The following is a 19601-nucleotide window of genomic DNA, read 5'->3' as shown; positions in this document are numbered from 1 at the left end:
AACGCCAGCGGCTGGCCGCACTCAGGCGGAAGGCTGCCCGTCTTCTCCGGGCTGTACCGCCGGCAACACCTTCTCGGCGCGCAGATAGTCGATCAGCTTCTGTGCGGCCTCGTCCGGCGTGAGATCGGTGAGCACCTGCCCTCCGGAAGCCGCCGACTTGGCCGCCGCCGCCTTGAAGCGGTCGCGGGCGTTGGTCGACTTGACCACCTTGAGACGCTTGGGGCGGGCCCGCGCCGGCTGCCACTGCCACGCTGCCTGCAGCGTATCGGGCTCGGCGGTGACATTCGCCACCGCCTCCACCCGCCCGCGTCGGGAGGGACCGAAGGCGCTCTGGCGCGGCATGGGTGCCACGCCGTCGACGCACAGCAGGCACGGCAGGCGCACCTCGAGCCGCCGTCGCTGGCCCTGGGGTAGCGCCTGCAGCACGGTGACCCGGTCGCCCGCGTAGTGCTCGATCGCGGCGACACCGGTGGCCACCGCCCAGCCCAGCCGCTCGGCAAGCAGATAGGGCAGCAGGCCCGAGCCCTCGCCGCACTCGGCGCGCTGCCCGGTCAGCACCAGGTTGGCGCCATAGGCCTCGAGCCAGTTCGCCAGCAGCGGCACGGCATCGTCGCCGGCGGCCATCGGCAGCAGCGAGAGCTCACCGGGCCCGCCGGCACCCTCGAGACCGTGGAACATGCCCAGGTACTCCGGCAGCGCCGCATCCTCGGCATCGCCGGCGTGGGCCAGATGCAGCGAGGCCCCCGCCAGTGCCAGCCCCATCTCCACCGCGCGGGCATCCTCCCGCGCTCGTCCGGCGCGCCCGGAGACCGGATGCCGGCCGCTGGAGACCAGCGCGACGACCCTGGCCTCACCGGCCGCGCTGGCGCTGCGCTCAGGCTGCGTCATGGCGCACCTCCTCGTGCCGGCTGTCGCCGCTCTCGGGTTGGGGTTGGCCCAGCTGGGCGCAGACCGCCGCCAGCACCGCGTCGCCATCGCCGATGATGGCGAAGTCGGCACGCTTGACCATGTCGCAGCTCGGGTCGCTGTTGATCGCGACCACCCGCTGACACTTGGTGATGCCCTGCAGGTGCTGTACCGCGCCGGAGATCCCCACCGCGACATAGCAGCTCGCGCTGACGAAGGTACCGGTGGCGCCGACCTGGCGCGCGCGCGGCATGTAGCCGTCATCGACGGCCACCCGCGAGGCACCCTCGCTGGCACCCAGCACCTTGGCGGCGTGATGGTAGCCGTCCCAGTCGCTCACACCGCGGCCGGCGGAGAGAATGAATGGCGCCTGGGCCAGCGGGATCTGCTGCGGGTCCACCGCGACCCGGCCGCGGTCGATGACACCCGGCGCCGCTGACGCATCACCCGCCGAGGCGTCGAGATCCAGCAGCGTCGCCGCATGGCGGGTGTCGCTGACCGGTTCGGCGCACTCCGGCAGTGCCAGCAGCACCCGCGCCACGTCGCGCTGGATGTCCTGGCGGTCACCGGCGCGGGAGAGCGTCTGGCCCTCACTGAGCTGCCACACCCGGGTCGCCGCACGCGCCGCGGCGTCGCCGGCAAGCGCCAGCCGCGCGGCCAGGCGCCGGCCAAGATCGCCACCACCGGGGAAGTCGTCGGCAAAGATCCAGTGCGCCGGGGCGAGCGCGGTTTCCACCGCCGCGAGCGCTGCCAGACGCGCTTCAGGCGCGTAGCTGTCGGCGTCGACTCGCGACGACAGATCGATCCGGCGGTCGGCGCCGGCCTCCTCGAGCCCGGCGACCTCGGCCTGGAAGGCGACCGCAACCACGGCCACCCCCGCCTCGGCACCGCCGCGGGCCTCGGCCAGCTGGCGCGCCAGCCCGAGCAGGTCGCGGTCGTGATCGCTCAGGCGCCCTTCCGGCAACTCCGGCACCACCGCGACATACGCCGTGGGCGTGTCGATAGTGACCTGGCGCCGGCTCGGCTCGGCGCTGGCCTGGGGGCCCCCAGCCGCAGCCGCCTCGACGCTGGCGCCGCTGCGGTCGATGCGCTTGATGCCGTTGGGGCCGATCGCGCCCAGGGCGTGAGGATTGATCCGGGTCACGCCGTCGGCACTGGTCCAGCGCCACGCCGGCCGTGCGAATTCGAGATGACGCGGATGCAGCCGATTGCGCCGGGCGCGTTCGGCGTGCGGGTCGAGTCGTCTGACACTCATGCCGGAACCTCCTCAGGGGCTTCGGTGCTGTTACGCGCGGTCGGCGCCGCAGCCGGCTCGGCCAGTGCGGCGGCGACCAGCTCGGCGAGATCCTTGACCTGCGGCCGCGGCTCGACCACGCCCTCGAGCATCGCGGTGCACTGGGGGCAGGCCACGGCCACGGTGGTCGCCCCGGTCTCGCGCACGTCCTCCATACGCATGTCGGGGATACGCGCCTTGCCCGGCACGTCGGAGAGCGCGGCACCGCCACCGCCGCCACAGCAGCGCGAGCGGTAGCCGGAGCGCTCCATCTCGGCGACTTCGACGCCGAGCGCGGCGAGCACCTGGCGCGGCGCGGCGAACTCACCGTTGTAGCGGCCCAGATAGCAGGGGTCGTGATAGGTCACCGTCTCGCCCGGCTCGGCGGCCTTGACGCTGAGCCGACCGGCGTCGAACAGCTCGGCGATGAAGGTCGAGTGGTGCTTGACCACGTAGTCCCCGCCGAAGGCACCGTATTCGCGGCCCAGCACATGGAAGCTGTGCGGGTCAGCGGTGACGATGCGCTGGAAGCGGTAGCGCGACAGCGTGGCGATATTGCGCTCGGCGAGGCGCTGGAAGGTGGCCTCGTCACCCAGGCGGCGGGCGACGTCGCCGCTGTCGCGCTCTTCGTCACCCAGCACGGCGAAGTCGACCTCGGCGGCGCGCAGGATCTTGACCAGGGCGCGCAGGGTGCGCTGGTTGCGCATGTCGAAGGCGCCGTCGCCCAGCCACAGCAGCACGTCGACTCCTTCCGGGCGCTGCTGGATACGCGGGATATCGAGGTCCGCCGCCCAGTCCAGGCGCGAGGCGTTGTCGAGCCCGCCGGGGTTGTCGGTGGCGATCAGATTGTCGATCGCCGCGGCACCCTTCTCCGGGGTCTCGCCCCGCTCCAGGGTGATGAAGCGGCGCATGTCGACGATGGCATCGACGTGCTCGATCATCATCGGGCACTCCTCGACACAGGCGCGGCACGTGGTGCACGCCCACAGCGTCTGCGCCTCGACCAGCTGCGGCACGATGGCATCAGTCGGCCCGCCATGGTGCTTGCCGACCTCGATGCCGGGATAACCGGAGCCGGCATAGCGGGCGTCACTGCCGCCGGCCATGCCCACGACCATATCCTGGATCAGCTTCTTGGGGTTGAGCGGCTGGCCGGCGGCGTAGGCCGGGCAGACGTTCTGGCAGCGGCCGCACTGGACGCAGGCGTCGAAACCGAGCAGTTGCTCCCACTGGAAATCGGCGGGCTTCTCCACGCCCAGCGTCTTCGCCGTGAGATCGAGCGGAAAGAGCGCGGTGGAGCGGCTGCCACGATGCACATCGTGCGCCACGTCGCGGTGCTGATCGTCGAACCGCTCGGGGCGGCGATGAAAGGCCAGATGGAAGGTACCGGCGAAGGCGTGCTTCATCGGCCCGCCCCAGCCCATGCCGATCAGCATCTCGGCCAGGCCCCAGGCGACCAGTGCCAGCAGGATCAGCGCCAGCACGCCGCCACCCAGTACGGTCGGCGCCACGCCCACCAGCGGCAGGCTGACCAGGAACATGCCCACCGAGTAGGCCAGCAGACTCTTCGACAGCCGCTGCCACGGCCCCTTGGAGAGCTTGGCCGGCGGATCGATACGCCGGCGGTTGACCGCCAGCGCGCCGATGAACATGCACAGGCTCGCCGCCAGCAGCAGCCCGCCCAGAATCGGGTTGCGCCAGCCGAAGCCGTGAACCACCAGCGCCAGCGCCATGGCAGCGACGAAGCCGCCGGCGGTGGCCACGTGGGTGTGCGCGATCGCCTTGTCGCGGGCGACCACATGGTGCAGGTCGTTGAGATAGCGCTTGGGCATCAGCACGAGCCGATGCCAACGCATCGGCGTGCGCCGCCCCTGGCGCCACAGCCGGATGCGGCGCACCGCGCCCGCCGCACCCACCGCCAGCGCGGCAAAGATCAGAATGGGGAGTAGCGTCTGCAGCATCGGACTTCTCCGGAAATCGCACCGACCATGAAAGCGTATCGGATCGGGTTGGCGAGAGGCGGTCGAAAAAGCGCGTACCGCCCTGTCACCAGGCTAGAGAAAGCGTCATGAGCGACGCTCAGGCGCGGCGAAGGACGGCGAGCCAGCGGAGTGGACGTGTTTGTCCATGAGCATGGCGAGCCGGACTTCAACAATGCCTGAGCGAGCGCAATCGCTTTGCACTAAAAGTGCATGCACAGCCGCAGGGCGTCGTAGATCGCCGCATGCGTATTGCGCTGCGCCACACAGTCACCGATCCGGAACAGCGCGAACTCGCCGCTCTCGGCCAGGGTCGGCTGGGGCGCGATCGCATACAGCGCCTCGATATCGATCTGGCCGTGGTTGCGCGAACGCGACTTGAGTGCGTAGTAGAGCGACTCGTCCGGACGCACGCCGTTCTCGATCACCACCTGATCGACCACCCGCTCCTCGTGCTCGCCGGTGTACTCGTTCTCGAACAGCGCAACCAGCTTGTCACCTTCGCGGTAGACCTTGTGCAGCCCCAGGTCGCCGGTCATCACCACCGACTGCTGATAGAGGCTGCGGTAGTAGGTCGGGAAGGTGGTGCCACCAATCGCCACACCGGGCTTGGTGTCGTCGGTGACGATCTCCACCGTGGCGCCCTTGCTGGCGAGATAGTCGGCGGTGGACATGCCGCTGAACTCGCACATGGTGTCGTAGACCAGCACGTTCTTGCCCGGCTCGACCTTGCCGCTGAGGATGTCCCAGCTGCTGACAGCCAGGCTCTCCTCAGGATTTTCCGAGTAGCCCCACTCCGGCACCTGTTCGAGGAACGGATGGCCGCCGTTGGCCAGCACCACCACGTCGGGCTGCAGGTCGCGCACCATCGAGTCGTCGGCGCGGGTGTCGAGCTGGACATCGACGCCGAGGCGCGAAAGCTCCATCTCGTACCAGCGGGTGATACCGGCGATCTGATCGCGCTGCGGTGCCCGCGCAGCCAGGGTGATCTGGCCGCCGAGCTGGGACTGGGCTTCGATCAGGGTCACGTCGTGACCACGCTCGGCGCTGACGCGGGCCGCCTCCATGCCGGCGGGGCCGCCGCCGACCACCACCACCTTGCGCTTGGGTCCGCTGGTCTTCTCGATGATGTGCGGCAGGCCCATGTACTCGCGCGAGGTCGCCGCGTTCTGGATGCAGAGCACGTCGAGGCCCTGGTACTGGCGGTCGATGCAGTAGTTGGCACCCACACACTGACGAATCTGGTCGGTCTGGCCATCCTTGATCTTGGCGATGATGTGCGGGTCGGCGATGTGCGCCCGGGTCATCCCCACCAGGTCGACGTAGCCGCCTTCGAGGATACGCTCGGCCTGGGTCGGATCCTTGATGTTCTGGGCGTGGATGACCGGGACCGAGACCACCTCCTTGATGCCCGCCGCCAAGTGCAGAAACGGCTCCGGCGGGTAGGACATATTGGGGATGACGTTGGCCAGGGTGTCGTGGGTATCACAGCCGGAGCCGATCACGCCGAAGAAGTCGACCATGCCGGTGGCATCGTAGTAGGCGGCGATCTGCTTCATGTCGTCGTGCGACAGGCCATCGGGATGGAACTCGTCGCCGCAGATGCGCATGCCGACGCAGAAGTCGTCGCCGACTTCTGCACGCACCGCCTTGAGCACTTCCATGCCGAAGCGCATGCGGTTCTCGAAGCTGCCGCCCCACTGGTCGGTACGCTTGTTGACGCGCGGGCTCCAGAACTGGTCGATCAGGTGCTGGTGGACCGCGGAGAGTTCGCAGCCGTCGAGCCCGCCCTCCTTGACCCGCCGTGCACCCTGGGCGAAATCACTGATGATGCGCCAGATCTCTTCTTCTTCGATGGTCTTGCAGGTGGCGCGGTGAACCGGCTCCCGGATCCCGGAGGGCGAGACCAGGGTCGACCAGTTGTGGCCGTCCCAGCGCGAACGCCGCCCCATGTGGGTGATCTGGATCATGATCTTGCCGCCATGCTTGTGCACGGCATCGGCGAGATTCTGGAAATACGGAATGATGCGATCGGTGGAGACGTTGACCGAGCTCCACCACTGCTGCGGGCTGTCGATGGAGACCGGCGAGGAACCGCCGCAGATACAGAGCCCACAGCCACCTTTCGACTTCTCTTCGTAATACTTGACGTAGCGATCGGTGGTCATGCCGCCGTCGGTGGCATGCACCTCGGCGTGGGCGGTACTGACCACACGGTTGCGGATCGTCAGCTTGCCGATTTGAATCGGCTTGAATAGCGCTTCATGGGCCATGGCCGGTCATCTCCTCGAACTCGCACCGCGCCGGGAGAGGCGCGGCCGCCAAGAGTTCTTCAGTACACGGAATTGCTTGAATTATGGGTCGCTGTCGCGGGGCGTGTCGGCGCCGCCGTCAGCGTGGCGTCACTTCGAAGTAACCAACCTCGCAGCCCGCCTCGGCCCCGCTCTGGGTCTGCTCGGCACGGGTGCGCAGGCTGCTGCCGCGGGCCTTAAGAATCTGGTCCATGGCGCCGGCGAACCAGCCGGTGAACATGTACTCTTCCTTCTTGCCGGTCTTGCCCAGCTGATAGACGAAACAGGAGTGCTCCAGGCGCACCTTGGCGGTGCCGGCGTCGAGATCGATCGCCTCGGTGATGAACAGCCCCCAGCCGCGCTGCGACAGGCGCTTCATGTAGTGTTCGAAGACCGCCACACCCTCGAGACCGTGCAGCTCGGCTTCCTTCTCGCACCAGTGCCAGGCGGACTTGTAGCCGGCGTCGTAGAGAATCTTGGCGTAGGCCTCGGCCCCCAGCGCCTCTTCGATGGCGACGTGGTTGTTGATGAAGAAGTGACGCGGCACGTAGAGCATCGGCAGCGCATCGGTGGTCCAGATACCGGTGTCGCTATCGACATTGATCGGCAGTTCGGGAGCCATCTGGGTCATATCGGTCACCTCTGAAGTTGTTCTTGGGCGGCGCTTCCAGCCGCGGGCTAAGAGCAGAATGATGGCTTGGGGGCTCCAGCCGACTCCGCTAGTCTTGCGGAGCCGTCATGAGCGAAGCGGGCGCTAGGCGCGGATTGGGGAGCCAGCGGAGTGAACGTGTTTGTTCATGAGCATGGCGACCCGATGCGCAACAACGCGCCCGCGAGCGCAATAGGCTCGGTGGTTTACTCGCCCCAGACATCTTTCAACGTCCGCACCCAGTTCTCCCCCATGATCTTGCGCACCACCGGCTCGGACAGGCCGTGGTCCAGCAGCGCCTGGGTCAGGTTGGGGAACTCACCGATGGTGCGGATGCCCTTGGGATTGATGATCTCGCCGAAGCGGGTCAGGCGGCGGGCGTAGCCCTTGTCGTGGGTCAGCCACTCGAAGAAGGCTTCGTCCTGGCCCTGGGTGAAGTCGGTACCGATACCGATGGCATCCTCACCGACGATGTTCATGATGTAGACGATCGCCTCGACGTAATCCTCGACGGTGGCGTTGACACCCGCCTTGAGGAAGGGCGTGAACATGGTCACGCCGACGAAGCCACCGTGGTCGGCGATGAACTTGAGCTCCGCGTCGGACTTGTTGCGCGGGTGCTCCTTGAGCCCGCTGGGCAGGCAGTGGGAGTAGCAGACCGGCTTGCTCGATTCGAGAATGATCTCCTCGGAGGTCTTCGAGCCGACGTGGGAAAGATCGCACATCATGCCGACCCGGTTCATCTCGGCGATCACTTCACGGCCGTAGCCGGAGAGCCCGCCGTCGCGCTCGTAGCAGCCGGTACCGACCAGGTTCTGGGTGTTGTAGCAGAGCTGGGTGATGCCCACGCCGAGCTTCTTGAAGATCTCGATGTAGCCCAGCTTGTCTTCGAAGGCGTAGGCGTTCTGGAACCCGAGGATGATGCCGGTCTTGCCCTCTTCCTTGGCCCGGGTGATGTCGCGGGTGGTGTGCACCGGGCGCACCAGCTCGGCGTTGTCGCGCATCAGCTGGTTGACGGCGACGATGTTGTCGACGGTGGCTTCGAAATCCTCCCACACCGACACCGTGCAGTTGGCCGCGGTCAGGCCGCCCTTGCGCATGTCCTCGAACAGGGCGCGGTCCCATTTGGCAATGATCAGGCCGTCGATGATGATGGCATCGTCGTGCACGGATGACGTCGACATGCGGAAATCCTCCTCGGTTGCGCGCTCCCGGTTTGGCATCACGATGATGAAGCGGCGAGAGCGACTGTTCCGCGCAGCATATCCCTGCGCCCTGCCCGCTCGCCGACCGAAAGCGAATCCGAGTGTTCCGATTGCGTCACGGCGGACGTTCTCTCCACGACGCCCCGGCGCACGCTTCCCGGGGGCCACCGATGCCCCGATTTCGCGACTCGGCGTCGCACTTGCCGGCCCGCTGCTCGCCAGCCGCGGCGCCAGCGCGCTTGACGCGCAGTTGTTCCTTTTGTAGAACGTTCTCTTAATAGAACAACCGCCCGTAACGCGATTCCAATCGCGACATGCCGCGACTGTTCTCGGCGCCACCGCCTCCTGGCGCCACAGCACCGAAACTTCGTAACGCCATAACGCCGCTCAGGAGCCTGCTGCCATGGATTCGATCTCACGCCACACCCTCGGCCAGCATCTGCAGACACTGCGCCAGGCCCGCGGGCTGTCGCTGTCGCAGCTGGCCGCCGAGGCCAAGGTCGCCAAGTCGAACCTGTCGCGGCTGGAACAGGGCGACGGCAACCCCACTCTCGATACCCTGTGGCGGCTGGCGCGCCAGCTCGGCGTCCCCTTCGGTACCCTGGTCGCCCCGCTCGCCGCCGCGGTCGATGACGCCGGGGCCAGCGTGCAGCTGATCATGCAGAGCCGCAGCGACGTCCCGGTGGACGCCTATCTGATGCGCCTGGCCCCGCATCACCGGCGCGAGGCCGAGGCGCACACCGCCGGCACCCGTGAGACGGTGCAGCTGATCGAGGGTAGCCTGACGGTGGGGCCGCCGGCGGATAGCCGCCAGCTCGATGTCGGCGAGTGCTACACCTTCGCAAGCGACGTGCCACACGCTTATCTCAGCGGCGACAGCGGTGCCGCGCTGCTGGTCACCATCGTCTATCTGCCGGAGCCCGCCGCCCATGTCTGATCACGACAGCGCCACCTCCGCCGCATCGGCCTGGGTGGGGGGCGTGCGCGACTCGCTGCCGCTGCTGAGTGGCTATATCCCGGTCGCCGTCTCGTTCGGGCTGGTCGCCACCCAGGCCGGCTTCAGCAGCCTGGAGACGCTGGCGATCTCGGGGTTGATCTACGCCGGCGCCTCGCAGTTCGTGTTCGTGGGCATGGTGGCCGGCGGCGCACCACTGTGGCTGGCGGTCGCCATGACCCTGCTGATCAATCTGCGCCACGTCGTCTATGCGCCCAACCTCGCCCCCTGGCTACCGCCGAGCCGGTGGTGGCCGTGGCTGATGCATGGCTTGACCGACCAGGTCTTCGCCCTGGCCCTCGCCCGCCTGCCCCAGCTCGCCGAACGCCAGCGGGTCGGCTGGTTCTGCGGCGCGGCGCTGCTCGCCTGGCTGAGCTGGATCGCCGGCTCGCTGCTCGGCGCCCTCGCCGGGGAGTGGCTGATGACACAGTGGCCGCTGCTCGGCGAGGTGATGCCCTTCGCCTTGCCGGCGCTATTCCTGGTACTGGTGGCACCGCGCTTCACTTCGCCGCGCTGGGCACTGGCACTGTGCGTGTGCATCGTCGCGGCGCTGGCCTTCACCCTGGGCGGCCTGGCCAACGTCGGCATCCCCCTGGCGGCGGCCCTCGGCGGCCTCTGCTTCTTCACGCTGCGGGCCCCGCGCCTGCCGGGAGGCCAGCGATGAGCATCGAACTCTGGCTCGCCCTGCTCGCCGGCGCCCTCGGCACCTACCTCATTCGGCTGCTGCCACTACTCTGGATGCAGCGCCGCCTGCGCCACTCCCGCGAGCGCGCGGGGACGGAATCAACGCCGGCGTGGCTGGGTGTGCTCGGGCCGATGATGATCGCCGCGGTGCTCGGGGTATCGCTGGTGCCCAGGACACTGGACAGCAGCGGCTGGTACGCCACCGGGTTAGGCCTGCTGGCGACCCTGCTGGTATGGCGGCGCACCCGTTCGCTGGGGCTGCCGGTGGTTGTCGGGGTAGCGAGCTTTGCCGCAGTGGTCCTGCTGCTGCGTTGAGCAGCACGGACAGGCGCTAGGGCAGGCAATCGTTGGGGTGGCGAAAGCAACGCGGCGGCAGTGAGAACACTGCCGCCGCGATCTTTACCCCATACCAAGAGCCTCGGCGCTAGGTGCTGCCTGAAAAGTCGACGAGCGAAGGCAAGGCCGGGGCGCGCAGCTAAGGCAAAAATCGGCGAAAACGCGGAGTTTACGGGGTGTAAATGAGCATGTGACTCGCTCCGCTCGCCCTCCGGGCCGTCCTACGGACGTTCTGAACGTTGTTCAGTGAGCCGATTTTTAACGCCGTATGGGCGAGCGCAGTACTTTTCAGAAAGTGCCTAGTTCAGCGTGACGCTGGCGTAGGTGGGCTCACCGCGCGCGTGGTTGAGCGCGACGCTGGCGCTGCTGAACTGCATCAACGCACCCTCTTCCGGCGTGGGCTGGCGCAGAATCGGCTCCAGACGCCGGATCTTCACCGACTCGCCACGATCCTCCCGCGGCGGCGTACCGAAGTACTCGCGGTAGCACTTGGAGAAGTGCGGCGTGGAGACGAAGCCACAGGCGGAGGCGATCTCGATGATCGGCAGCGGGGTCTGCTTGAGCAGCTGGCGTGCCCGCGTCAGGCGCAGCTTGAGATAGTAGCGCGACGGCGAGCAGTGCAGATGGCGCTGGAACAGGCGCTCGAGCTGGCGACGCGAGACATCGACATAGCTGGCCAGCTCATCGAGCTCGATCGGCTCCTCGATATTGGCTTCCATCAGCGCCACGATCTCCAGCAGCTTGGGCTGGGTGGTGCCGAGTACATGCTTGAGCGGTACCCGCTGCTGATCCTCTTCGCCGCGCACGCGCTCGCAGATGAACATCTCCGAGATCGCCGCCGACAGCTCGCGGCCGTGATCGCGCCCGATCAGGTTGAGCATCATGTCCAGCGGCGCAGTGCCGCCGGAGGCGGTGAAGCGGTCGCGGTCGATCGAGAACAGGCGCGTGCTCCAGGCGGTGCGCGGGTACGCCTCCTGCATTGCAGCCAGGCACTCCCAGTGAATGCTCGCTTCGTAGCCATCCAGCAGGCCGGCCTGGGCCAGCGCCCAGCTGCCGGTACACACCGAGCCGACGCGCCGCAGCGTGCGCCCGCGACTCTGCAGCCAGTTCAGCAGCGCCGGCGATACCGCGCGCTGCGGCGCCACGCCGCCGCACACCACCAGCCAGTCGAGATTCAGGGGTGCCTGGGTGCTGGCGTCGGGGGTCACCTGCATGCCGTCGCTGGCACGCACAGGGGCGCCGTCCAGGGTAATGATGTACCAGCGGTAGAGCTCGCGGCCGGCCAGCTGATTGGCCATGCGCAGGGGTTCGATCGCCGACGCCAGGGAGATCAGGGTGAAGTTGTCCAGCAACAGGAAGCCGAGGGTCTGGGGTTCGGATACCCCCAGATCCCGTTCGCGGGAAACGGGAGAGGAAATCGCCATGTCAGGTCACTCCATCACAGTGTCAGGTGGTTATTCTTATCGCGCGTCCCTGGCGTCGGTCGCTCCTGCGGGCGCATTGCACCGTCAGCCCGTCACGGCAGGCGCCCTCAGGAGAGGCTGAAACTGGCCGTATCTTTGCACTTCCTGGATCGTTTTTCGGCCTTGAATCGACTCTAAATCGTGTGACAACGCGACGCATGCTTTTTTACCTGTCTGCGACAGCATAACCGCCCACAGGACGAAAAGTGTCGCTTCTGGAACATTTTCTGCGCCATGAGCGATGCCAAGGTCGCTCTCGGGCTCCCGATAGCGCCACGCCGCCCCCCTCTGCGCCCCCACAGGACCCGCCGCCGACCCGCCTGCGCTTGCGCAATCGGCAACAAACTGTTACTCCATTGAGTTGGAAACAAGTATCATTCGCGCAACGAAGTGTTTCTCTCTTATCATTCATCCTCTTCACCCGCGTCAGGTTCGACACATGCTCATCCCCTTTCTCATCATGCTGCGTGAAGGCCTCGAGGCCGCGCTGATCGTCGGCATCATTGCCACCTATCTGCATCAGACCCAGCGCCAGGCCTGGATGCCCGCCGTCTGGACCGGCATCTTCCTGGCGGTGGCACTGGCCCTGCTGGTGGGTGCCGGCCTGCAGTTCGCCAGTGCCGAATTCCCCCAGCGCCAGCAGGAGCTGTTCGAGGCCGTGGTCGGGCTGCTCGCGGTGGGCATGCTGACCTGGATGGTGCTGTGGATGCGTCGCGCCGCCGCCGGCATGAAGCGCGAGCTGACGTCGGCGCTCGATCAGGCCTTTCGCGGCGGCAGCCACACCTGGGCGCTGATCGGCATGGTCTTCCTGGCGGTGGCGCGGGAGGGGCTGGAATCGATCTTCTTCCTGCTGGCGGTGTTTCAGCAGAGTACGAGCAGCGCCGCCCCACTGGGGGCTCTGCTGGGTATCGCCGTGGCGGTGATCGCCGGGCTGGCGATCTACCGCGGCAGCCTGCGCCTGCCGCTGGGCCACTTCTTCCGCGTCACCGGCGTGTTCATCCTGCTGGTCGCCGCCGGGCTGCTCGCCGGTTCGGTGCGCGCACTGCACGAAGCGGGGCTGTGGAACCACGCCCAGCAGGTGGTGTTCGATCTCAGCAGCGTATTGCCGCTGGATACCCCGCTGGGTTCGCTGTTCGCCGGGATCTTCGGTTATCAGCCGGCGCCCACCCTGAGTGAGGTCGTCGTCTATCTGGGCTATCTGCTGATCGCCCTGTGGCTGCTGCGCCCGCGACGCCAGACGCACACCCTGGCCACCGCGGAGAGCCAGGGATGAGCACCACCCACACCACGTCGAGCACCGCCCACCACGCGCCCTCACCGCGCCTGCTGCGTCTGGGTCTGGTGATTTCCTTTCTGCTCATGCTGATCGCCCTCGGGGTGTTCGCGCTGTCGCTGCGCGCCGTCGAGAGCGGCAGCGACGACGGCACGCTGATCACGATCAGCGCCAAGGGCTGCCAGCCGGCCCGGGTCGAGGTGCCGGCGGGCGAGCGCACCTTCACCATCGTCAACCGCTCGGATCGCGCCATCGAGTGGGAGGTGATCGACGGCGTCATGGTGCTGGCCGAGCGCGAGAACATCGCCCCCGGGATGCGCCAGCCGCTGCGCGTCGACCTGACCGCGGGCGACTACGCCATGACCTGCGGGCTGTTGAGCAACCCCCACGGCGAGCTGCACGTGACACCGAGCGGCGATGCCGGGCCCGCCCGGGCGCTGGCGGCGCACGACTTCGTCGGCGCGCTGGCCGAGCTGCGCGTCTACACCACACTGCAGATGCGCAAGCTCGAACGTGCCAGCGCGACGCTCGAGCAGGCCATCGCCGCCGGCGACCTGACCGCCGCGCGCACGGCCTATCTCCAGGCCCGGCGCATCGACCAGCGTCTGGCGATGCCGATCGGCCTGTTCGGCGATCTCGACCAGCGCCTCAACGCCCCCGCCGACTATTACGCCGGGCGCGAGAAGGATCCGGATTTCGGCGGCTTTCCGCGGCTGGCGCTGGGTCTGTTCGGCGCCGATACCACAGCCGGGGACACCACAGCCGGGCTGGCGCCGGTGGCCAAGCAACTGGTGGCGGATCTCGATACCCTCTCCCAGCGCCTCGCCCAGGCGTCGGTGCCACCGGCGCAGCTGGCCAATGGCAGTGCCCGCGCGCTACAGACCTGGCATGACCGCACCGCTGACGGTGAGATGACGCCACTGGCGCTCAATGACCTGATCGGCCTCAGCGAAGGCAGCGCCAAGATCGTGTCGCTGGTCGACCCGCTGCTGGCACGTCAGGCACCGTCGATCCAAAACCAGCTCGACCAGGCCCTGGCCGCGCTGCAGCAAGCGCTGGCCGAGGCCTCCCCGCCAGGCGCCGATGGCAGCCCATCCACGGCGGAGTCAGCGGCCTCCGATGCGCCCCAAGCGCTGCTCGCCGCCGGTGCCCTGCCGCAAGCCACCGCGCAGCGTCTGCTCGCGGACAGCGAGGCGCTGGCCAAGGCGCTGGCGGCGGTCAATCACGCGCTCGCCCTGAGCGGATGAGTTCATCGTCAATCGTTACCGTATAGAGTCAAACAGCCATGAGTGACACGTCTTCTTCCCGCTGCCCGTTTGGATTCTCTAGCGATAGTGACACCCGCCTGGACCGCCGCGGCTTTCTGCGCGGCGCCGGCGCCACCGGGCTCGGCCTGGGGCTCGCCGGACTCTGCCCCGGCCAGGCGCTGGCCACTCCGTCCAGCGCGGACACCGCCGGCCACACCGCGCGCAGCGCAGAAGTCACCAGCGCCCCGCTGACCCAGGACGCCGAACTCGCCTACCCCTTCCATGGCGCGCATCAGCAGGGCGTGACCACGCCACGCCAGGCCAGCGGCATGCTGGTCTCCTTCGACGTGCTGGCGCGCGACCGCGAGGGGCTGGATGCACTGCTGCGCACGCTGACCGCGCGTATCGCCTTTCTGACCCAGGGCGGCGCCTATCCCCAGCGCGATCCGCGCTTCCCGCCGCCGGACTCCGGCATCCTCGGCCCGCGTATCGCACCGGACGGCCTGAGCGTGACAGTGGCACTGGGTGCATCCTTGTTCGACGCGCGCTTCGGCCTCGACACCGCCCGCCCCAAGCACCTCGAGCGCATGCAAGGGTTCCCCAATGATGCCCTCGACGCCGCGCGCTGCCACGGCGACCTGGCGCTGCAGATCTGCGCCAACACTCTGGATACCGCCTATCACGCGCTGCGCGACATCATCAAGCACACCCCGGGTAGCCTGCTGGTGCGCTGGAAGCAGGAGGGCAGCGTGCCACTGCTGCCGCCCTCGCCGGGCGACATCGACGGCAGCGCGCGCAACTTTCTCGGCTTCCGCGACGGGACCGCCAACCCCAGCGCCCAGGACCAGGCGCTGATGAACGAGTTGATCTGGATCGATTCACAGCGCGGCGAACCCGAGTGGGCGGTGGGCGGCAGCTACATGGCGGTGCGCATCATCCGCAACTACGTCGAGCGCTGGGATCGCACCCCGCTGGGCGAACAGGAGGCGATCTTCGGCCGCGAGAAGATGAGCGGTGCGCCGCTATCCGGCGGGGTCGAACAGGACGTGCCGGACTACGCCAGCGACCCCGAAGGCAAGATCACCCCGCTCGATGCGCATATCCGCCTGGCCAACCCGCGTACCCCGGCGACCGAGAAGAACCGTATCCTGCGCCGCCCGTTCAACTACTCCAACGGGGTCGAGCCCAACGGCCAGCTCGACATGGGCCTGCTGTTCATCTGCTTCCAGGCGGACTTGGCAGCGGGCTTCATCACGGTACAGAAGCGCCTGGATGGCGAACCGCTGGAGGAGTACATCAAACCGGTGGGCGGCGGCTACTTCTTCGTGCTGCCCGGCGCCCGGGACGAGCAGGACTACCTGGGGCGGGGGCTGATGGCAGCCACCGCCTGACGGGGCTCGCGCGCTCACAGACCAGGCCCGTAAAGAAAAGGCCCGTAAAGAAAAGGCCCGTAAAGACAAGGCCCGCGAAGACGGGCCCCGGCCAAGACCACACGGCTAGCAACATGGCATCGACCCGACGCTGCCCCGGCAGCGTCTGAAAAATCATCACCACGGATCATCGAAAGGAGCTTCACCATGCAACCGCTCTCCCGCTGGATCAGCGTCAGCGCCCTGGCGCTGATGGCGCTCAACGCCCCTGCCCAGGCCGCCGTCACCGCCGATGCGCTGGTCGGTCCGGTCGCCGAGTACAAGCTTTACGTGCTCGACAACCTGGAACAGCTGGTCGCGCATACCCGCGAGTTCACCCAGGCGATCGATCAGGGCGATCTGGACAAGGCCCAGGCGCTGTACGCCCCCACCCGCGTCTACTACGAGCGCATCGAACCGATCGCCGAGCTGTTCGCCGATCTCGATGCCAGCATCGACGCGCGCGAGGACGACTACGAACACGGCGTCAAGGATCCCGACTTCACCGGCTTCCACCGCCTCGAGTACGGTCTCTTCCACGACGACAGCACTCAGGGTCTCGCCCCCTACGCCAAGCGGCTGATGGATGACGTCGACGATCTCGACCAGCGCGTGCAAGGGCTCACCTTCCCGCCCTCGACCGTGGTGGGTGGTGCCGCAGCACTGATGGAGGAGGTCGCGGCGACCAAGGTCTCCGGTGAAGAGGACCGCTACAGCCGCACCGACCTGTGGGATTTCCAGGGCAACGTGGATGGCGCCCAGGAGATCTTCGAGCTGTTCAAGCCGCTGGCGGCCAAGGAGAACGCCGACTTCGTCAAGCGCGTGCAGGGCAACTTCGATGACGTCGAGGCGATCCTGGCCGACTACCGCGTCGATCCCCAGGACCCCAAGAAAGGCTTCGTCTCCTACGACAAGGTCAGCGACGCCGACCGCCGTGCCATGACCGGCCCGGTCAATGTGCTGGCGGAAGATCTGTCGACCTTGCGTGGGCTGCTCGGCCTGAACTAGGCCATGACTGAAAAGTACTGCGCTTGCCCATACGGCGTTAAAAATCGGCTCAAGATGCTCATTTACACCCCGTAAACTCCGCTCTTTCGCCGATTTTTGCCTTGTCTGGGCTGCGCTCGACAACTTTTCAGACAAGGCCTAAACCACCGAGGCCTCGGCTGGCGCCTCCCGTCCCCAGGACGGCCGGGCGCCAGTCTGCGGCCCCGGCCCTGGATATCCCGCATCAGGCGTGACGGACGGGCTCCGGCTCCAGCAGCGCGCGCACCCGCGCGCGATCCGCCTCCAGCGACATGGCCTGCTCGCAGCGCGCCACCAGCAGCTGCATATGCTCCCGGGCCAGCGCCTGAATGGGCGCATCCCCCGCCGCCGCCAGCGCGCGCAGCGCCTTCTGCAGGCGAATGCCGACCTCGACGCTGCCGGCGCCATCCCGCCCCACCGGGGTAAAGAAGTCATCGAACAGATCCTGACTCGACAGCGCCGCGACATAGACATGACGAATCGGCGCCTCGGGTTCGTCGATCCCATCCTTGGCGTGCTCGACCCAGGGGGTCAGCACGCGCACCATGCAGCCGATCGCGTCGATCGCCGTACCGGAATCATTGATGCCGGGTGAGAGCGCGCGCGAGGCGACCTCGGCCATCACGATCAGGCCGAAGCGCGGGTCCTGGTCGAAATGCCGCGACGGCCCGATGGTGAAGGCTGCCCGGATCGACGCCGCACGCGTCTCGTCGAGGCCAGGGCTGGCGGCCAACCCGGCATCACGATCGACGAAGCTGCCCGGCAGCGCCTGCACGTAGATCGCGGTTTCCGCGTCCTCGGCCAGCGTGCCGAGTCGCGCGGTGTCGATATGCTGCACGTAGCCCACCTGCTGCGCCCGCACCTGGCGCAACCCAGAGGGCAAGTTGGCGGGCATCGCCTCGCCGCCCAGATAGGGGTTGTCTATACGCGCCTGGAGGGCGGCGCTGGCGGCCCGCTCTACCTTGCCGATGGTGTCGCGCACGCGACCCAGCCGGGTGAGATATCCCGCCCACTTGATCAGCTGATAGACCACCAGCACGATCACCACCAGGGTGGCGGCAAACAGCAGCGTGCGCCCGTCGGCGTCGTAGACCCCCGCCGCCAGTGCCACGATCCCCACCAGACTGAACAGGAAGGCGCCGATGAAGGTGGCCAGGGTGTTCTGGGTGATCCGGTCCTCGATCAGCAGCAGGGTCGCCCGCGGGCTGACGTTACTGGTCGCCGAGCCGTAGGCGGTGACCATGGCGCTGAGCGAGAAGGTGGTCACCGCGAGCATGCTCGAGGCGATGATGTCGAGGATGCTGTCCACCGCCTTGGCGCCGATGGTGAAGAACTCGGGCAGCGTCAGCCACGGCGTCAGCACCCAGGCGACCAGGGCGGTCACCACCCCCGCCAGCGAGTAGAGCGAGGCCCGATACCACAGCGAGCGGTGGAGCCGTCGCCAGATCCATTGAAAACGTCCCATCATGCGCGGCTACTCCTCGCTATCGCCATTCTCCGGGTCGGGCTGCCAGCCGGTCTGCGGCCAGCCGCGCCATGGACGACCGTTGGCTCTTAGGGTAGCCGAGACATCCAGACGAAGCGCGCTAGACGTAGCGCGCCGGACTGAAGGCACCGCGCTGGGGATCCTCACCGCCACGCAGAATGTCCTCGGCCAGCCACTCGCCGGTGACCGCCCCCGTCGACAGCCCGATATGGCCGTGGCCGAAGGCGAACCAGAGACCGGGGTGGCGCGGCGCAGCGCCGATCATCGGCAGACCGTCCGGCAGCGAGGGGCGGCGACCCAGCCAGGGCTCCCCCTGGGGTTCACCCAGCGCCAGTACCTGGCGAACCCGTGGCAGCACGCGCTCGAGCTGGCGCGGCGTCGGCTTGCGGTCGCGAGCGTCGAACTCGATCCCGGTGAGCACGCGCACCCCGCCGTTCATCGGCGTGCACACGAAGGCCCCCTCGACGTCGTGGAACGGCATCGCCAGGCCCTGCTCGGTACCCAGCGCGAACGCCTGGTGATAGCCACGCTCGAACGCCAGCGGGGGGCGATAGCCCAGCGGCGCCACCAGCTCCCGCGACCAGGGCCCGGCACAGATGGCCACCTGGGCATAGCGGGTATCGCCGCCCTGCAGCCGAAAACCGCCGGAGACCGCTTCGATGCCCGCCACGCTGGCGCACTGCCAGCGCCCGCCGCGGGCCACGAAAAGGTCACGATAGCGCGCCACCAGTGCCCCGGGGGTATCCACATAGGCGGTATCGGGAATACGCAGCCCAAGGCTGTAATGGCGCGAGGCGCCGTGGAAGACCTGCTCCAGTGCCGCCCCGGTGAGGGGCTCATAGGCGACATCGTTGGCCTCCCACAGCTGGCACTCCCGGCGTACGCGTTCACGCGCCTGTGGATGACGGTAGAGCTTGGTCCAGCCGGTTACGTGGAACAGCGACTCGGCGCCCGCCTCCCGCGCCCAGTGGCGGTGCGCCGCGAGCGCGGGCCGGATCAGGCGCGCCAGCGCGGCGGCACGACTGGCCACCGACTCCGCCTGACAGCCACGCATGAAGCGCAGCAGCCAGGGCATGGCCCGCGGCAGAAAACCCGGCGCGATGCGCAGCGCCGGGTCGCGATTGAGCAGGTAGCGCGGCACCTTGCCGAGCAGCCCGGGAATATTGAGCGGAATGACCGACGCCTGGGTGATCACCCCGGCGTTGCCATAGGAGGTCATCTCCCGCGGCGCCTCGGGGGCCACCAGGGTCACCGCAAAACCGCGCTGCTGCAGCGAGAGTGCGGTACACAGGCCGACGATACCGCCGCCGACCACTGCAATGGCGCGTGTATTCATCGTTCGTTCCGTCGCCTCATCCCGCCTGTCCGTCGACTCACCCG

Annotated in this window: 16 protein-coding genes; 7 read left to right on the top strand and 9 right to left on the bottom strand. The window is 67.8% G+C overall.

The window, feature by feature from the left end:
- Positions 1-21 precede the first annotated feature (21 nt).
- From ABV408_RS06155 to ABV408_RS06130, 6 genes are all read right to left on the bottom strand, one after another.
- Entirely contained in the window at positions 22-888 is an 867-nt protein-coding gene (locus ABV408_RS06155; protein WP_353981572.1) for an electron transfer flavoprotein subunit beta, read from the bottom strand.
- Positions 875-2161 (bottom strand): electron transfer flavoprotein subunit alpha/FixB family protein, encoded by a 1287-nt coding sequence (locus tag ABV408_RS06150; protein WP_353981571.1) that lies wholly within the window; start codon positions 2159-2161, stop codon positions 875-877. The genes ABV408_RS06155 and ABV408_RS06150 overlap by 14 nt, the downstream gene beginning before the upstream one ends.
- The gene (locus tag ABV408_RS06145; RefSeq protein ID WP_353981570.1) at positions 2158-4140 is read right to left on the bottom strand and encodes a (Fe-S)-binding protein; all 1983 of its coding nucleotides are present in this window, start codon (positions 4138-4140) and stop codon (positions 2158-2160) included. Before ABV408_RS06145 ends, ABV408_RS06150 begins: the two co-directional genes overlap by 4 nt.
- A 221-nt stretch (positions 4141-4361) precedes the next feature.
- Positions 4362-6431 carry a dimethylglycine demethylation protein DgcA gene (gene dgcA / locus ABV408_RS06140; RefSeq protein WP_353981569.1) on the bottom strand — a complete coding sequence of 690 codons (2070 nt, stop codon included), beginning with the start codon at positions 6429-6431 and terminating at the stop codon, positions 4362-4364.
- 118 nt (positions 6432-6549) lie between these two features.
- Entirely contained in the window at positions 6550-7080 is a 531-nt protein-coding gene (locus ABV408_RS06135) for a DUF5943 domain-containing protein (protein WP_035474732.1), read from the bottom strand.
- A gap of 224 nt (positions 7081-7304) precedes the next feature.
- Entirely contained in the window at positions 7305-8282 is a 978-nt protein-coding gene (locus ABV408_RS06130) for a dipeptidase (protein WP_207034977.1), read from the bottom strand.
- 424 nt (positions 8283-8706) lie between these two features.
- On the opposite strand from ABV408_RS06130, the gene ABV408_RS06125 reads away from it, so the two are divergent.
- From ABV408_RS06125 to ABV408_RS06115, 3 genes are read left to right on the top strand one after another with little or no spacing between them, the layout of a single operon-like run.
- Complete coding sequence (locus ABV408_RS06125) at positions 8707-9240, top strand: XRE family transcriptional regulator (protein ID WP_353981567.1); 534 nt, start codon at positions 8707-8709, stop codon at positions 9238-9240.
- On the top strand, positions 9233-9961 hold the full coding sequence (locus ABV408_RS06120) for an AzlC family ABC transporter permease (protein ID WP_353981566.1): 729 nt from the start codon (positions 9233-9235) through the stop codon (positions 9959-9961). Before ABV408_RS06125 ends, ABV408_RS06120 begins: the two co-directional genes overlap by 8 nt.
- A complete protein-coding gene (locus tag ABV408_RS06115) occupies positions 9958-10296 on the top strand; it encodes an AzlD domain-containing protein (RefSeq protein ID WP_353981565.1) in 339 nt (112 codons plus the stop codon). The genes ABV408_RS06120 and ABV408_RS06115 overlap by 4 nt, the downstream gene beginning before the upstream one ends.
- A gap of 320 nt (positions 10297-10616) precedes the next feature.
- Here the strand turns inward: ABV408_RS06115 and ABV408_RS06110 are convergent, their stop codons facing one another.
- On the bottom strand, positions 10617-11741 hold the full coding sequence (locus ABV408_RS06110) for a GlxA family transcriptional regulator (protein ID WP_353981564.1): 1125 nt from the start codon (positions 11739-11741) through the stop codon (positions 10617-10619).
- A 478-nt stretch (positions 11742-12219) separates the two neighbouring features.
- On the opposite strand from ABV408_RS06110, the gene efeU reads away from it, so the two are divergent.
- The 4 genes from efeU (at position 12220) to efeO (ending at position 16717) form a co-directional block, all read left to right on the top strand.
- Positions 12220-13053, top strand: a complete 834-nt coding sequence (efeU, locus tag ABV408_RS06105; protein ID WP_353981563.1) for an iron uptake transporter permease EfeU — start codon at positions 12220-12222, stop codon at positions 13051-13053.
- Positions 13050-14300: a cupredoxin domain-containing protein gene (locus ABV408_RS06100; RefSeq protein WP_353981562.1), complete on the top strand. Its 1251-nt coding sequence runs from the start codon at positions 13050-13052 to the stop codon at positions 14298-14300. Before efeU ends, ABV408_RS06100 begins: the two co-directional genes overlap by 4 nt.
- A 38-nt stretch (positions 14301-14338) precedes the next feature.
- Positions 14339-15691, top strand: coding sequence for an iron uptake transporter deferrochelatase/peroxidase subunit (gene efeB, locus ABV408_RS06095; RefSeq protein WP_353981561.1), 1353 nt, complete (start codon positions 14339-14341; stop codon positions 15689-15691).
- Positions 15692-15877: 186 nt separating this feature from the next.
- The gene (gene efeO, locus ABV408_RS06090; RefSeq protein WP_353981560.1) at positions 15878-16717 is read left to right on the top strand and encodes an iron uptake system protein EfeO; all 840 of its coding nucleotides are present in this window, start codon (positions 15878-15880) and stop codon (positions 16715-16717) included.
- Between the two features lie 223 nt (positions 16718-16940).
- On the opposite strand, the gene ABV408_RS06085 is transcribed toward efeO, so the two are convergent.
- Both ABV408_RS06085 and ABV408_RS06080 read right to left on the bottom strand, forming a co-directional pair.
- Complete coding sequence (locus tag ABV408_RS06085; RefSeq protein ID WP_353981559.1) at positions 16941-18203, bottom strand: DUF2254 domain-containing protein; 1263 nt, start codon at positions 18201-18203, stop codon at positions 16941-16943.
- A 118-nt stretch (positions 18204-18321) separates the two neighbouring features.
- On the bottom strand, positions 18322-19557 hold the full coding sequence (locus ABV408_RS06080; RefSeq protein ID WP_353981558.1) for an FAD-dependent oxidoreductase: 1236 nt from the start codon (positions 19555-19557) through the stop codon (positions 18322-18324).
- Positions 19558-19601 lie beyond the last annotated feature (44 nt).

The organism is Salinicola endophyticus, from assembly GCF_040536835.1.
Lineage (GTDB): Bacteria > Pseudomonadota > Gammaproteobacteria > Pseudomonadales > Halomonadaceae > Salinicola > Salinicola endophyticus_A.
This window is presented reverse-complemented; position numbering and strand designations above follow the sequence as displayed.